The organism is Streptomyces odontomachi, assembly GCF_024435355.1.
Taxonomy (GTDB): domain Bacteria; phylum Actinomycetota; class Actinomycetes; order Streptomycetales; family Streptomycetaceae; genus Streptomyces; species Streptomyces odontomachi.
Map to the genome: position 1 here is coordinate 510,577 of NZ_JAMJWG010000001.1, position 13,709 is coordinate 524,285.

Annotated in this window: 11 protein-coding genes; 8 read left to right on the top strand and 3 right to left on the bottom strand. The window is 71.9% G+C overall.

Annotation, left to right across the window (positions count from 1 at the left end; all coding sequences use genetic code 11):
* The first annotated feature begins 153 nt into the window (after nt 1–153).
* The 7 genes from NQO67_RS02135 to NQO67_RS02165 all read left to right on the top strand — a co-directional run bounded on the left by NQO67_RS02135 (nt 154) and on the right by NQO67_RS02165 (nt 9,560).
* Entirely contained in the window at nt 154–795 is a 642-nt protein-coding gene (locus NQO67_RS02135; RefSeq protein ID WP_255945713.1) for a GntR family transcriptional regulator, read from the top strand.
* A 124-nt stretch (nt 796–919) separates the two neighbouring features.
* Entirely contained in the window at nt 920–2,257 is a 1,338-nt protein-coding gene (locus NQO67_RS02140) for an MFS transporter (protein ID WP_255945715.1), read from the top strand.
* A gap of 100 nt (nt 2,258–2,357) precedes the next feature.
* Nucleotides 2,358–3,749, top strand: coding sequence for a 2-oxoadipate dioxygenase/decarboxylase (gene hglS / locus NQO67_RS02145; RefSeq protein ID WP_255945717.1), 1,392 nt, complete (start codon nt 2,358–2,360; stop codon nt 3,747–3,749).
* A 103-nt stretch (nt 3,750–3,852) separates the two neighbouring features.
* The gene (boxC, locus tag NQO67_RS02150; protein WP_255945719.1) at nt 3,853–5,580 is read left to right on the top strand and encodes a 2,3-epoxybenzoyl-CoA dihydrolase; all 1,728 of its coding nucleotides are present in this window, start codon (nt 3,853–3,855) and stop codon (nt 5,578–5,580) included.
* Nucleotides 5,581–5,584: 4 nt separating this feature from the next.
* The gene (gene boxB, locus NQO67_RS02155) at nt 5,585–7,006 is read left to right on the top strand and encodes a benzoyl-CoA 2,3-epoxidase subunit BoxB (protein ID WP_255945721.1); all 1,422 of its coding nucleotides are present in this window, start codon (nt 5,585–5,587) and stop codon (nt 7,004–7,006) included.
* Between the two features lie 21 nt (nt 7,007–7,027).
* Nucleotides 7,028–8,647 carry a benzoate-CoA ligase family protein gene (locus NQO67_RS02160; protein ID WP_255945723.1) on the top strand — a complete coding sequence of 540 codons (1,620 nt, stop codon included), beginning with the start codon at nt 7,028–7,030 and terminating at the stop codon, nt 8,645–8,647.
* A gap of 55 nt (nt 8,648–8,702) precedes the next feature.
* Nucleotides 8,703–9,560 (top strand): amidohydrolase family protein, encoded by an 858-nt coding sequence (locus NQO67_RS02165; protein ID WP_255945724.1) that lies wholly within the window; start codon nt 8,703–8,705, stop codon nt 9,558–9,560.
* A 55-nt stretch (nt 9,561–9,615) separates the two neighbouring features.
* Here the strand turns inward: NQO67_RS02165 and NQO67_RS02170 are convergent, their stop codons facing one another.
* The 3 genes from NQO67_RS02170 to NQO67_RS02180 form a co-directional block, all read right to left on the bottom strand.
* Nucleotides 9,616–10,524, bottom strand: a complete 909-nt coding sequence (locus tag NQO67_RS02170; RefSeq protein WP_255945726.1) for a PaaX family transcriptional regulator — start codon at nt 10,522–10,524, stop codon at nt 9,616–9,618.
* A gap of 206 nt (nt 10,525–10,730) precedes the next feature.
* On the bottom strand, nt 10,731–12,185 hold the full coding sequence (locus NQO67_RS02175) for an MFS transporter (protein WP_255945728.1): 1,455 nt from the start codon (nt 12,183–12,185) through the stop codon (nt 10,731–10,733).
* Nucleotides 12,182–12,811, bottom strand: coding sequence for a TetR/AcrR family transcriptional regulator (locus tag NQO67_RS02180; RefSeq protein ID WP_255945730.1), 630 nt, complete (start codon nt 12,809–12,811; stop codon nt 12,182–12,184). The genes NQO67_RS02175 and NQO67_RS02180 overlap by 4 nt, the downstream gene beginning before the upstream one ends.
* A gap of 113 nt (nt 12,812–12,924) precedes the next feature.
* Between NQO67_RS02180 and NQO67_RS02185 the strand changes: the two genes are divergently transcribed.
* Nucleotides 12,925–13,704, top strand: coding sequence for a class I SAM-dependent methyltransferase (locus tag NQO67_RS02185; protein WP_255945732.1), 780 nt, complete (start codon nt 12,925–12,927; stop codon nt 13,702–13,704).
* The last annotated feature ends 5 nt before the right edge of the window (nt 13,705–13,709 follow it).

The following is a 13,709-nucleotide window of genomic DNA, read 5'->3' on the forward strand; positions in this document are numbered from 1 at the left end:
GCTACAGATCGTCCGACGATTTAGCAAGATTTCGTCTGACGAAATCGCTAGACTCTGACGACCCCTCGTGCCGACGTGTGGCTGCGTCACCGCACGGGAAACCGACCGGCCGCCGGCGCCCCCGCGGCCGGGCATATGAGGAACGGAGCAGGGATGGCGGATTCGAGCGGCGCCGCGAGCCGGGTGGCGGACGCGCTGCGCACGCAGATCGTCTCCGGCGAGCTGAAGCCGGGTTCCCGGCTGTCGGAGGAGCGGGTGCGGGAGGCGCACGGCGTCTCCCGGAGCACCTTGCGCGAGGCCTTCCAGCGGCTCATCAGGGAACGGCTGCTGGTGCACGAGCTGAGCAGGGGCGTCTTCGTGCGCCAGCTGTCCCGGGCGGACGTGGCCGATCTCTACGAGGTCAGGCGGATCGTCGAGTGCGCGGCCGTGCGGCGTATCCGCACCCTGACGCCCGCGGGGCTGCGCAGGCTCTCGGGCGCCATCTCCGACGGGCTCGCCGCGCGGGAGGAGCTGCGCTGGGACGACGTGGCGGCCGCGAGCATCCGGTTCCACGAGGCGCTGGTGGCACTGGTCGGCAGCGAGCGGCTGAACGCCATGATGAGCGGCGTCCTGGCGGAGTTCCGGCTGGCGTATGCGCAGATGGGGGACGTCCGCACCTTCCACGCCGGCTTCCTCGAACGGCACCGGGAGATAGCGTCGGCCCTGTACTCCGGAGACGTCGAGGGGGCGGCGGACCTGCTGGAGGTGTACCTGGCGGACGCGGAGGAGGCGCTGTTGAAGGAGTATCGCGAGTGAGCGGCCCGGGGTCGTCCGATGACGAGGGTGCCGGTGGACCCAAACCCTTGCGCATCGTCCGACGATTTCCTACAGTCGCCGCACTGTCCGGCGGCTGTGCCCGCCTGTCCCACCGGGAGCCTCTGTGAGTGCTGTCTCCAAGTCCACCGTCCCCAAGACAGCGGGGACACCGGAGCGACAACCGAATCCCGATCGGTCCACGCTGCGCCGGGCCACCGTCGGAGCCACCATCGGCAGCATCGTCGAATGGTTCGACGTCGCCGTGTACGGCTATCTGGCCACCGTGCTGGGCAAGGTGTTCTTCCCCGGCAGCGACCCCACCACCCAGCTGCTGAGCTCCTTCGCCGTGTTCGGCGTCGCCTTCGCCGTGCGCCCGCTGGGCGGCATCTTCTTCGGCGCGCTCGGTGACCGCATCGGCCGGCAGAAGACCCTGGCCTGGGTCATCATCTCGGTCTCGGTCGCGACGCTCTGCGTCGGCCTGCTGCCCTCGTACGCCTCGATCGGAGTGCTCGCCCCGCTGCTGCTGGTGGTCCTCCGGCTGATCCAGGGCTTCTCGGCCGGCGGGGAGATGGGCGGCGCGTCCGCGTTCGTCGCCGAGTACGCGCCCCCCAAACGGCGCGGCTACCTGGTGAGCCTGGTCGAGATGGGCTGCATCCTCGGATTCCTGCTCGGCTCGCTGGTCGTGCTGGTGCTCAACTTCGCCCTGTCCGCCCAGCAGGTCGAGGACTGGGGCTGGCGCATCCCGTTCCTGCTCACCGCCCCGATCGGCGCCATCGGGCTCTACATCCGGAACAAGCTGGAAGAGACCCCGGAGTTCGTCGCGCTGCGCGCCGAGGGCAAGGTCGCCAGGCACCCCCTGCGCGAGTCGATCACCCAGCACTGGCGGTCGATCATCCGCACGGCGGGGTATTCGCTGTTCCAGAACGCCGCGCTCTACGTGATCCTCACGTTCATCCCGAGTTACCAGGTGAACACGCTGGGCTACTCGGCCACCCTCGCCTCGGTCTCCTCGGTCGTCTCCATGGTGCTGGTGTGCCTGTTGATCCCGCTGACGGGTGCGGCCTCCGACGTGGTGGGCCGCCGGCTGGTGCTGGGGGGTTCATGCGTGCTCGCCGTGCTCCTCGCCTACCCGCTGTTCGTCCTCATGGACGCGCACAACACCGTGCTCGCGGTCCTCGCGCACTGCGGTCTCGGACTGGTCCTGGGCGTCTTCCTCGGCCCGACCCTGGCGGCGATGAACGAACTCTTCAGCACCCGGGTGCGCTTCGGCGGGTTCTCCCTCGGCTACAACTTCTCGGTCTCCGCCTTCGGAGGCACCGCACCCTTCATCGTCACCTTCATCGTGGCCAGGACCGGGGTCGTCGCCTCTCCCGCGTTCTACATCATGGCCGCCGCCGTCATCACCTTGATCGTGGTCCTGGCGACGCGGGAAACAGCGCCGCGGAAGATCGGCCAGGCATAGCGCGGCACCGCCTTCTGCCCGGCTCCGCGCACCGGTTCCGCCCGCCGACAGCCCGACAGCCCGACACCCCGGCACCCCGTACGGAAAGGCCCTCTTCACCATGACCAGCCAGTGGCAGCTGCGCGCCGCATTCGCTGCGCGGCTCTCCGACATGTACGGACGGGAGGTCCCCGCCTACACCACCCTCGTGGACGTCTCCCGTGAGGTGAACGAGGACGTCCTGCGTGCCCAGGGCGCCGACGCCGAGCGCCTGGGATCCATCAGCCGGGTGACCGCGGAACGGCACGGCGCGATCCGGGTCGGCACCCCCCAGGAGATGCAGCAGGTCGCCCGCATCTTCGGCGCCCTGGGGATGCGCCCGGTCGGCTTCTACGATCTGCGCGAGGCCGCCACCAGCGCGGTTCCCGTCGTCTCCACCGCTTTCCGGCCCGTCGACGGCGCGGAGCTGGCGCGCAACCCCTTCCGCGTCTTCACCTCCATGCTCACCCCCGCCGACCCGCGGTTCTTCGACGACGACCTGCGCGCCCGCCTGACGACCTTCCTCGCCGGACGCGAACTGTTCCCGCCGGAACTGCTCGCCCTCGCCGACCGGGCCGAAGCCGAGGGCGAACTGCCCGACGCGGACGCGGAACGCTTCCTCCAGCTCGCCGTGCAGGCCTTCGAGCTGTCGACCGAACCGATCGACAAGGCCTGGTACGAGACCCTGGAGCGGGTCTCGGCCGTCGCCGCGGACATCGGCGGTGTCCGCAGCACCCACATCAACCACCTCACACCGCGTGTCCTGGACATCGACGAGCTCTACCGGCGGATGACGGGGCGCGGCATCGAGATGATCGACGCCATCCAGGGCCCCCCGCGCTGGCAGGGCCCCGACCTGCTGCTGCGCCAGACCTCCTTCCGCGCCCTCGCCGAGCCCCGGGCCATGCGCGGCACGGACGGCTCGGTGGTGAGCGGCGCCCTGCGGGTGCGGTTCGGCGAGGTCGAGGCGCGCGGCATCGCCCTGACCCGTGAGGGCCGCGCCCGCTACGACCGGTTGCTGACCCTGGTGGACGAGCAGGCCGCCGCCCGGCCCACGGCGGACCGGGCCGAGGTCGCCCGCAGCGTGTGGGCGGAGCACGTCCCCGCCACCGAACACGAGCTCGCCGCCCGGCAACTGGCCCACTTCACCTACCAGGTGGTGCAGGACCGACCGCAGGACGGCACCCGGCCGCCCGCCGGCGTCACCGAACTGGTACGGCAGGGCTGGCTGCGCGCCGAACCCATCGTCTACGAGGATTTCCTGCCCCGCTCCGCGGCCGGCATCTTCCAGTCCAACCTCACCGGCGAGGGCTCCCGCAACAACGACCGGGCCGGCACCGCCTACGACATCGACTGGCTGTCCGCCGCCATCGACCGGGAGGTCCTGGACCCCTTCGACCTGTACGCGCGGCAGCAGGACCTCTCCCTCGCGAAGGCCGCCCGTGCGCTGGAGATGCCGGGCGCGCTGGGCTGAGCTTCCCGCAGGACGATTTTGTTCTACGCAATATTGACGGCCTTTCGCAATGATGTAGAAGATTGTTGCCGTCGATGCCCGACCGGGTGAGGAGGCGTTCGTCATGGTGATGCCAGACGGGTCCGACGCGGCCGTCGACGCCGCTGATGGAGCCCCTGAAGCGGCGCCGCCGGTGGTGTCGTTCGACCGGAGCCCGGACGCCTACCGGCACTGGAAGCTGCACACCGACGGGCCGGTCGCCTGGCTGGAGCTGGACGTCGACGAGGGCGGCGGACTGGTGCCCGGCTACGAGCTGAAGCTCAACTCCTACGACCTGGGCGTGGACATCGAGCTGTACGACGCGGTGCAGCGGCTGCGGTTCGAGCACCCCCAGGTGCGCGCCGTGGTGCTGACCAGCGCCAAGGAGAAGGTGTTCTGCGCGGGGGCCAACATCCGGATGCTGGCGGCCTCCCCGCACCACTGGAAGGTCAACTTCTGCAAGTTCACCAACGAGACCCGCACCGGGATGGAAGACGCGTCCGCACACTCCGGGCTGACCTTCATCGCCGCGGTCAACGGCTCCTGCGCGGGCGGCGGGTACGAACTGGCGCTGGCCTGTGACCGGATCCTGCTGGTCGACGACAACTCCTCCACGGTCGCGCTGCCCGAGGTTCCCCTGCTCGGCGTGCTCCCCGGCACCGGCGGGCTCACCCGGCTCACCGACAAGCGGCGGGTGCGCAAGGACCTCGCCGATCTGTTCGCCACCCGCAGCGACGGCGTGCGGGGCAAGACGGCGGTGGACTGGCGGCTGGTGGACGAGGTCGTCCCGCGCCGGGACTTCCGGGCGATCGTCGAGCAGCGCGCGCAGGAGGCGGCCCGGCGCAGCACCCGCCGACCGGGCACCGCAGGCATCGAGCTGACGCCGCTGCGGCGCACGACCACCCGGGACGGCATCACCTACCCGCACGTGAGCGCCGCCTACGACCGCTCGCTCTCCGTCGTCGACATCACCGTCAGCGGACCCACCGACGCCGCCCCGGACGCCGCCGCGCTGCACGCCCAGGGCGCCGAGGGATGGCTGCTCGCCGTCACCCGCGCACTGGACGACCTGATCCTGCGGCTGCGCACGAACGAGGTCGAACTGGGCACCTGGGTCCTGCGCACCGCCGGCGATCCCGCTCTGGTACTGGCCCACGAGCAGGCCGTGCTGGCGGCGGCCGCCGAAGGCGACTGGCTGGCACACGAGATCGTGCACTACTTCAAGCGCACCCTGAAGCGCCTCGACGCCACCAGCCGCAGCCTGGTGGCGTGCATCGAGCCGGGCAGCTGCTTCGCCGGACCGCTGCTGGAACTGGCGCTCGCCTGCGACAGGCAGTACATGCTGGACGGCCCGCCGCCGGACGACCCCGACAGCGCCGAGCGGGCCGCGCTGACCCTGTCCGACGCGAACTTCGGCAGCTGCCCGATGGCCAACGGACTGACCCGCCTCCAGTCCCGTTTCTACGGGTCCGACGACCATCTCGACTGGCTGGGGCGCGCGGCAGGAGCGCCGCTGAGCGCCCCCCAGGCCCGTGAACTGGGCCTGGTCACCGACGCGCCCGACGACCTCGACTGGGAGGACGAGATCCGCCTCGTCCTGGAGAGCCGGGCCGCCCTCAGCCCCGACGCGCTCACCGGCATGGAGGCCAACCACCGGTTCGTCGGCCCCGAGACCATCGAGACCAAGATCCTCGGCCGGCTCGCCGCCTGGCAGAACTGGATCTTCGTGCGCCCCAACGCCTCCGGCCCCGAGGGCGCGCTGCGCCGCTACGGCACCGGCCGGAAGGCGGTCTACGACCGGAAACGAGTGTGATCCGATGCCCTCGAAGATCGACTACGCCGCGAAGATCCCCAACAACGTCGACCTGGCCGACGACCGCCGGCTCCAGCGCGCCCTCGAAGGCTGGCAGCCCAAGTTCCTGAACTGGTGGGGCGAGATGGGCCCGGCGCTGGAGAACCGCGGCGTGTACCTGCGCACCGCGGTCTCCGTCGGCCGGGACGGGTGGGCGCACTTCGACCACGTCCATCCGCCGGAGTACCGCTGGGGCATCTTCCTCGCCGAGCGCGACCCGGAGCGCCGGATCGCCTTCGGGGAGCACCGGGACGAGCCGGTCTGGCACCAGGTGCCCGGCGAGTACCGCGCCGACCTGCAACGCCTGATCGTGATCCAGGGAGACACCGAGCCCGCCTCCGTCGAGCAGCAGCGCCTGCTCGGCCTGACCGCCCCGAGCCTGTACGACCTGCGCAACCTCTTCCAGGTCAACGTGGAGGAGGGCCGGCACCTGTGGGCGATGGTGTACCTGCTGCACGCCTACTTCGGCCGGGAGGGCCGCGAGGAGGCCGAAGCGCTGCTGAACCGCAACTCCGGCAGCCCCGACGCGCCGCGCATCCTGGGCGCCTTCAACGAGGCGACCGCCGACTGGCTGGCCTTCTACATGTTCACGTACTTCACCGACCGGGACGGCAAGTACCAGCTCGGTTCGCTCCAGGAGAGCGCCTTCGACCCGCTCTCCCGCACCTGCTCGTTCATGCTCAAGGAAGAGGCGCACCACATGATGGTCGGCACCACCGGTGTCGACCGGGTGGTCACCCGCAGCGCCCAGCTGGTCCGCGAGCACGACTCCCTGTCCATCGCCGCCTGCGGGGGCATCCCGCTGGACGTCATCCAGAAGTACATCAACTTCCACTTCTCGGTCTCGCTCGACCTGTTCGGCAGCGAGACGTCGACCAACGCGGCCAACTACTACACCGCCGGGCTCAAGGGCCGCTGGCAGGAGCAGCGCCGCACGGACGACCACCTCCTCGCGGACGACGGGTACCTCCTGGAGAAGCCCACCGACCACGGCACCTGGGAACCGTCGGAGGTCCCGGCGCTGCTGGCGCTCAACCTGGACCTGCGGGCGGAGTACATCTCCGACTGCGCCCGCGGTGTGACCCGCTGGAACCGGATCCTGGCGGAGCACGACATCGACTTCCGGTTCAAGCTGCCCCACCCGGGCTTCAACCGCCACGTCGGTGTCGCCGCCGAGCACCACGTCACCCCCGACGGCACGATCGTCGACGCACCGGCCTGGGAGGCCGGCCGGGACCACTGGCTGCCCACCGCGGAAGACCTGACCTTCGTGCGCTCCCTGATGCAGCCGGTGTACGAGCGCGGCAGGATCGCCGGCTGGATCGCCCCGCCGGTCAACGGAATCAACGGCAAACCGTTCGACTACGAGTACGTCCGCCTGGTGTGAGAAGGGTCTGGGGTGAGCCGGATGGCTGAGGTGCTCAACGCGACGGACTACCTGCTCGACCGGCACCTGAGAGCGGGCCACGGCGCCCGCACCGCGCTGGTCACCCCGGAGCGCACCCTGACCTACGGGCAGCTGGCCGACCAGGTCCACCGGGTCGCGGCCGGGCTGCGCGCCCTCGGGGTACGCCCGGAGGAGCGGGTGGTGTTCTGCATGACCGACGACGTCGAGCTCGTCGCCGGCATCCTCGCCGCCCTGCGCATCGGCGCCGTTGCCACCCCCGTCTCGACCATGCTCACCGGCCCGGAGCTGGGCACGCTGGTGGCCGACGCACGCTGCCGGGTGGTGCTGGCGTCGCAGGAGTTCGCCGCACCGGTGCGCGCCGCGGTCCGCACCGCGCCGGAGGTCGAGCACACCGTCCTCACCGGCGAGGACACCTCAGGCCTGCCGGGCCAGGTCCAAGGGACCACCTGGCAGCGGATGCTGGCGGCCGGCGCCGGCACGGCACCCACCGGCACGGCTCTCGACCCGTACCCGACCTGGCCGGACTCACCCGCCCTCTGGCTGTACACCTCGGGCACCACCGGCCTGCCCAAGGCGGCCATGCACCGGCACACCGACATCACCTTCGTGGCCGAGGCCTACGGGCGGCAGGTGTTGGGCCTCGGCCCCGAGGACCGCTGTCTGTCCGTGGCGAAGCTCTTCTTCGCCTACGGCATCGGCAACTCCCTGTTCTTCCCGCTGGCGGCGGGTGCGACGGCCCTGCTGGAGCCGTCCAGACCGTCACCGGCGCTGTTCGCACGGCGGGCGGCGGCCGACCGGGCCACCGTCCTGTTCGGCATGCCCAGCTTCTTCGGACCGCTGCTGGCCGACGCGGGCGTCGCCGACGGTGCCTTCGCGACGGTGCGCCAGGGCGTCTCGGCGGGGGAGGCGCTGCCCGCCCGGATGTACCACGGCATGCTGGACCGCTTCGGCGTGGAGGTGCTCGACGGCATCGGCTCGACCGAGATGCTGCACATCTTCCTCTCCAACCGCCCGGGCCGGGTGCACCCGAACTCGTCCGGGGAGCCCGTTCCCGGGTACGCCGTGGAACTGCGCGACGCGCAGGGCGGCGTCATCGAGGCCGACGGCACACCCGGTGAGCTGTACGTGCGCGGCGAGTCGGCCGCCACCGGCTACTGGTGCCGGGCGCAGACCTCCCGCCAGGTCTTCCTCGGCGACTGGGTGCGCACCGGCGACACCTACCTGCGCAACCCCGACGGCACCTACACCTGTATGGGCCGCACCAACGACCTGCTCAAGGCGGGCGGCATCTGGGTCGCGCCCGCCGAGGTGGAGGAGCGGCTGCTGGCCCACCCGGACGTCGCCGAAGTGGCCGTGGTCGGCGTGCCGGACGCGGACGGACTCGACAAGCCCGTCGCCTGCGTGGTGCCGAAGCCCGGCTGCGAGGTGGACGCGGAGCTGCTGGTCGCCTGGTGCCGGGAGACCATGGCCGCCTTCAAACGCCCCCGCGCGGTGGTCCCGTTGCCGGAGCTCCCGCGCACCCCCACCGGCAAGATCCGCCGCGCTGAGCTGCGGGCCATGCTCCGCGACGCCGACGGGCACCGGGCCGGCCCCGTCCCACCGTCGAAGACACCGGCCTGACGCCCCGCTTCCCGTTCCCCCCGGCGCGTACCCGCCGCAACACGAAGGAGCCGCAGTGATCGACGGCGAGACCGTGGTCGACGCCCATGTCCACGCACCCAGGCTCGCCACGGTGAAACCGGCCTGGTCCGAGTGGGCCGAGAAGTTCTCCAGAACGCACCCCTGGCGCAGTGCCTACGACGAGCAGGGCGACCCCGTGCCCGAGCGTCTTGACGCCCTGATGGAGAGCGAGGGGGTCGACCGCGCGCTGCTGTTCTGCGAGTACAGCCCGCGGGCCACCGGCATCCAGCCGATCGAGGACCTGCTGCCGATCCTCGCGTACAACCCGGCCCGGTTCCGGTTGGTGGCCAACGTCAACCCGCATCTGCACCACCCGGTCGCGGCGGAGGCGGAACGCCAGCTGGACCTGGGGGCGGTGGCGGTCAAACTCCACCCCGTGCACGGTGGGTTCGACCCGGCCGACCGGGAGCTGTACCCGTTGTACGCGCGGTGCGCCGAGCGCGGTGTGCCCGTCATCATCCACTCCGGTACCTCCAGTTTCCCCGGCTCCCGGGCCCGGTTCGGCGATCCCCAGCTCCTGCTGGACGCCGTGGAGGACTTTCCCGACGTGCAGTTCGTCCTCGCCCACGGCGGGCGGGGCTGGTGGTACGACACCGCTGCCTTCCTCGCGCTGGCCACCCCGAACGTATGGCTGGACCTGGCGGGGCTACCGCCGCGGAAACTCCCCGAGTACTACGCGCGGTTCGACCTGCCCCGGCTCGCCGGCCGATGGATCTTCGGCACCGACTGGCCAGGCGTCCCCGGCACCGCCCGCAATGTCGCCGCGCTGCGTGCCCTGGACCTGCCCCAGCAGACCGTGCGCGACGTGCTGTCCGGCAACGCGGCGAAGGTCTTCCCCGGCCTCGGCGTCTGAAAGGGCGGGTGGCACCCGCTTCCCGTGGCCGCCGTCCCCCGTCCGGCGGCCGGCCTCACCCCGCGTCGTGCCCCGAGGTCAGTTCGTCCCAGCGCCGCAGCGCCACCGGACTCCATTCGGCGTGCCTGCGGTGGAACAGCTCGGCGGCCTTCGTACCGCTCCAGTCGGCGGGCAGCAGCGTCGGCGGCAGCTGGGGGTCGAGGAACGGGAAACGGCGCCACTCGTGCACCAGCATGCTCTGGGCGCACAGCACGGCGTCGTCGTCGGCGGGATGCAGCCCGGTGAACTCGTCGACGAAGACCTCGTAGCCCTCTTCGACCCCGCTGAGGTCCCAGGCGCGCGACACCATGGCGGCCTCGCTGCCCACGGCGCCGTACGACGCGACGAACGACATCGCGTCCCCGGCGAGGCCGAGTTCCTTCAGGACACCCAGGGCCTCGGGCTCACGGGTCGCGTGCGGGGTGACCCAGACGCCCGGTTCGGGGGAGCCGAAGCCCGCCCAGCTCAGCCGGGTACGCACCCGGTGCCGCAGATCGCGTTTGGTCTCCGGCACCGAGACCAGGATCACCAGCCAGCTGCCGTCCCACGCCTGGTCCCGCCTGCCGAAGTCGAAGATCCGCTGGGCGCCCTCGGTCAGCAGCCGGCGGCCGGGCGGGGTGAGCGCCCACCGCACCCGCCGGCCCATCCGCTCCGAGTCGAGCCAGCCTTCGGCGGCGGTGCGGGCGAGCGCCTGGCGGGCCGACTTCTCCTCGACGCCGAACATCGCCAGGGCCTCCACCAGCGCGGACGTCCACACGGGGCGCCCCTTCGGCAGCATGTACTCGCCGAGCATGGTCATCAGGAGCGAGCGCGCGCTGACGTCCCCGATCTCGCGCCGTCGACTGACCACCGGCCGGGCGCCGCGCGCCATGGCCCGGCCGCGCCGCGCGCCCCGGGCCGCACGGCCCGACGCCCCGTCCACCATCGTCCTTCACATCCCTCACTGCCGGCCGACCCCGAGATGCCGCCCGGCCGTCCGGCGCGCCGCGCAGCGGATCCGCGACCGCAGATTACTCGACAGATATATGTCGTGACGACAAAAAAGTATGGGACAACATCGGCCGGGCCGTGCAGCCGCCCCACCTCTCCGCCTTCTCCCGCGGCCCAGGGTCCCGCACCGCTCCCCAGCCCTCAGCCGTCCTCCGCGGTCACCCGATCACCGGGCGCGGGTGGTGTCGTCCCCGTGGCGCCCGCTGCGCGTCGCCCGGAGGCCGTCGACCGCCGAGAGGGGAGCAAGGCGGCGGGCAGGAGAGCGGTGGCGGCGAGTGCGGCCATGAGGAGCATGGCCGATCCCATGGGCGCAACGGTCGCCGTCGGGTGTGCGGCGGCCGTGGACGCCACGGATGGCATGACGCCGGTGGCTATGGCGATGCCCAGGGCGGACCCGACGTTGTTGGCGGTCTGCTTGAGGCCACCGACGACTCCGGCGTAGCGCGGGGGCGCGTCACCGACGACGGTGCCGGTGGCGGTGACCATGACGGTGGCGAAGCCCGCCCCCATGGCGGTGAACCCCGCAGGTCCCGCCCATCCGGCCCGACCGAGGGCGCCGAGCGCGGCGATGCCGAGTGCCACCAGGAGCACACCGCCCAGCGCGGTGCGGCGCGCTCCGACGCGGCGCAACGCCATGCCGGCGACGGGGGCTCCCACGATCATGAACGCGGTGAGCGGAAGAACCCGCAGCGCGCTGGTGAACGCGTCGAGGCCCAGCCCGTGCTGGAGGTAGAACGCGGCCGCGAACAAGGTGCCGAACACACCGGCGGTCGTGGCCAGCAGCATCGCCGTCGAAGCGGTGACGGGCCGGGAACGTGCCACCGTGCCGGGCACGATCGGATGCGTCGCACGTCGCTCGTGCGCCACGAGACCGGCGGTGGCGCACGCCGCCACGGCGAAGCCGAGCAGGATCGGTGCAGCGGTCCAGCCGTGCGCCGGAGCCTCGACCACCACCGCGACCAGGGCCGCGAGGGCCACCGCGAGCAACCAGGCGCCCGCCAGGTCCAACTGCTCCTGCGGCCTGCGGCGTACGACGCGTGGGATCCGCGTCGCGAGGGTCAGGGCGACGGCGACGAGCGCGAAGGGGACGTTGAGGAGGAACACCGAACGCCAGCCCAGGTGTGCCACCAGGGCCCCACCGAGGGCGGGACCCACCGCCGAGGCGATGCCGATCGCGCTGGTCCGGATGGCCACCGGCCGAGTGAGCCGGTCAGCGGGGTAGGCCGTGCGCAACAGCGCCAGCGTGGCCGGCTGGAGCAGCGCGGCGAAGACACCCTGGACGGCACGCAGGCCGATCACCCATCCGATGCCGGGAGCGGCGGCGATACCGGCCGACGCCGCCGCGAAGCCGCACAGGCCGGCGAGGAACGTGCCCTGGTGTCCGTAACGGTCGCCGAGGCGCCCGGAGACGACGAGCAGCGCGCCGACCGCGATCAGGTAGGCGGTGCTGGCCCACTGGACCTGTGCCACGCTCGCCGCCAGCCCCTGCTGAAGGCGGGGCTGTGCGACCAGCAGCACGGTGCCGTCCAGGGCGACGAGGGATGCCCCTGCGACGCTGGCCGCCAGCGCAAGTCGAGGGCGTATCGGGGCGTTCACCGGCGGACCGGACCGAGGTGCGCATCCAGGGCGGCACCGAGGAGTTCGGCGAGCCGGTCCGCGCCCGGTGGTTCACCCTCCAGCATGAGCGGCAGGCTGCCCCGACTCCACAACTGGGCGATGCCGTGCACGTTGGCCCAGAGCGCGGCGGTCGTCACCTCGGGCCCGCCGGCTTTGCCGGGGCGGTGGGCGAACGCCTCCGCCTGGTGCCGGGCGACCAGGTCCACCAGGCCCCGGAACAGCGGGAGGGTCGTTTCCCGAAGCCGTGGCTGGTCGGACGCCTGCCCGTCGCTGTCGAGCAGGTCGTGGCGGAACATCAGCTCGAACATGCCGGGGTTCTCGACGGCGAACCGCACGTAGGCCGTTGCGATCGCCGCCAGCCGTTCGCGCGGTGCCGCCGTGCTCTCGCCGGCCGCGGCGAACCGGGCCTTCAGGTCGGCGAAGCCGCGGTGGGCGATGGCGCTGAGCAGCGTGTGGTGGGTCGGGAAGTACCGGCGCGGCGCTCCGTGCGAGACGCCCGCCCGGCGGGCGATCTCCCGAAGCCCCAGCGCAGCCGTCCCCTCGGAGGCCACCAGTTCCACGCCGACGTCGACCAGGCGCTCGCGCAGAGGGGTCTCGATGTCCATGGAAGCGGTCTACCACCAGCGAGTAGACACTGTCTACTCGACGTTCGGGCAGGACAGCCTGCTCGCGCGAAAAGATCAAGCCCGGACCGTGCGGCTGTGCCAGGATGCTCGGCATGTCCGGTCGTGCACTGAGCTTCGGCGTGAAGGCGGAAAGCTACGAACGGTTCCGGCCGGGATATCCGGCGGAGCTCGCCGACGTGGTGATGGCGTACGCAGCCCACCCCGTTCGCACCGCCCTCGAGATCGGTGCCGGTACCGGCAAGGCGACCCGCCTCTTCGCTGGACGCGGGGTCGCGGTCACCGCGACCGAGCCGGACGCAGCCATGCTCGCCGAACTGCGCCGGCATGTGCCGGCCGACGTCAGGACGGTGCAGGCCGCCTTCGAGGACCTGGCGACGGGGGAGACGGCGGGGGAGAAGTACGGCCTGGTGTACGCGGCGGCGGCGCTGCACTGGACGGATCCGGCCGACCGGTGGCCGCGCATGGCCGCACTGCTGGAGCCGGGCGGCGTGTTCGCCTCGTTCGGCGGGCCCGTCCGGCTGGCCGACCGGGACGTGGCGGAAGCCGTCGCAGCGGCAAGGGCGCCGTTCCTGGAGAGCGACGAGATCCCGTCCCCGGACGGGACACCGCCGGAGCACGCCATGCAGTGGCCGGGGACGGAACTGCAACGGTCCGAGTGGTTCACCGATGTCCGCCAGTCGGAGATCCCGCGGCGTGTGACGTTCGGCGCCCGGGACTACGTCGGCCATCTGTCGACCATCTCGGCCTACCTCGTGTTGCCGGCCCGTGCGCAGGAGCAGGTGTTCAGCCGGATCATGCGGGTGCTGCCCGAGCAGGTCGAGATGGTGGCCGACATCACCGTGCACCTCGCGCGTCGGCGCCCCGAGCGGTAGGGCGC

What these genes read in the sequence shown, in the direction of transcription:
- boxB (WP_255945721.1), top strand. Translation starts at nt 5,585, where the DNA reads ATGCCCTCGAAGATCGACTACGCCGCGAAGATCCCCAACAACGTCGAC.
- NQO67_RS02160 (WP_255945723.1), top strand. Translation starts at nt 7,028, where the DNA reads ATGGCTGAGGTGCTCAACGCGACGGACTACCTGCTCGACCGGCACCTG.
- NQO67_RS02170 (WP_255945726.1), bottom strand. Translation starts at nt 10,524, where the DNA reads ATGGTGGACGGGGCGTCGGGCCGTGCGGCCCGGGGCGCGCGGCGCGGC.
- hglS (WP_255945717.1), top strand. Translation starts at nt 2,358, where the DNA reads ATGACCAGCCAGTGGCAGCTGCGCGCCGCATTCGCTGCGCGGCTCTCC.
- boxC (WP_255945719.1), top strand. Translation starts at nt 3,853, where the DNA reads ATGGTGATGCCAGACGGGTCCGACGCGGCCGTCGACGCCGCTGATGGA.
- NQO67_RS02185 (WP_255945732.1), top strand. Translation starts at nt 12,925, where the DNA reads ATGTCCGGTCGTGCACTGAGCTTCGGCGTGAAGGCGGAAAGCTACGAA.
- NQO67_RS02180 (WP_255945730.1), bottom strand. Translation starts at nt 12,811, where the DNA reads ATGGACATCGAGACCCCTCTGCGCGAGCGCCTGGTCGACGTCGGCGTG.
- NQO67_RS02135 (WP_255945713.1), top strand. Translation starts at nt 154, where the DNA reads ATGGCGGATTCGAGCGGCGCCGCGAGCCGGGTGGCGGACGCGCTGCGC.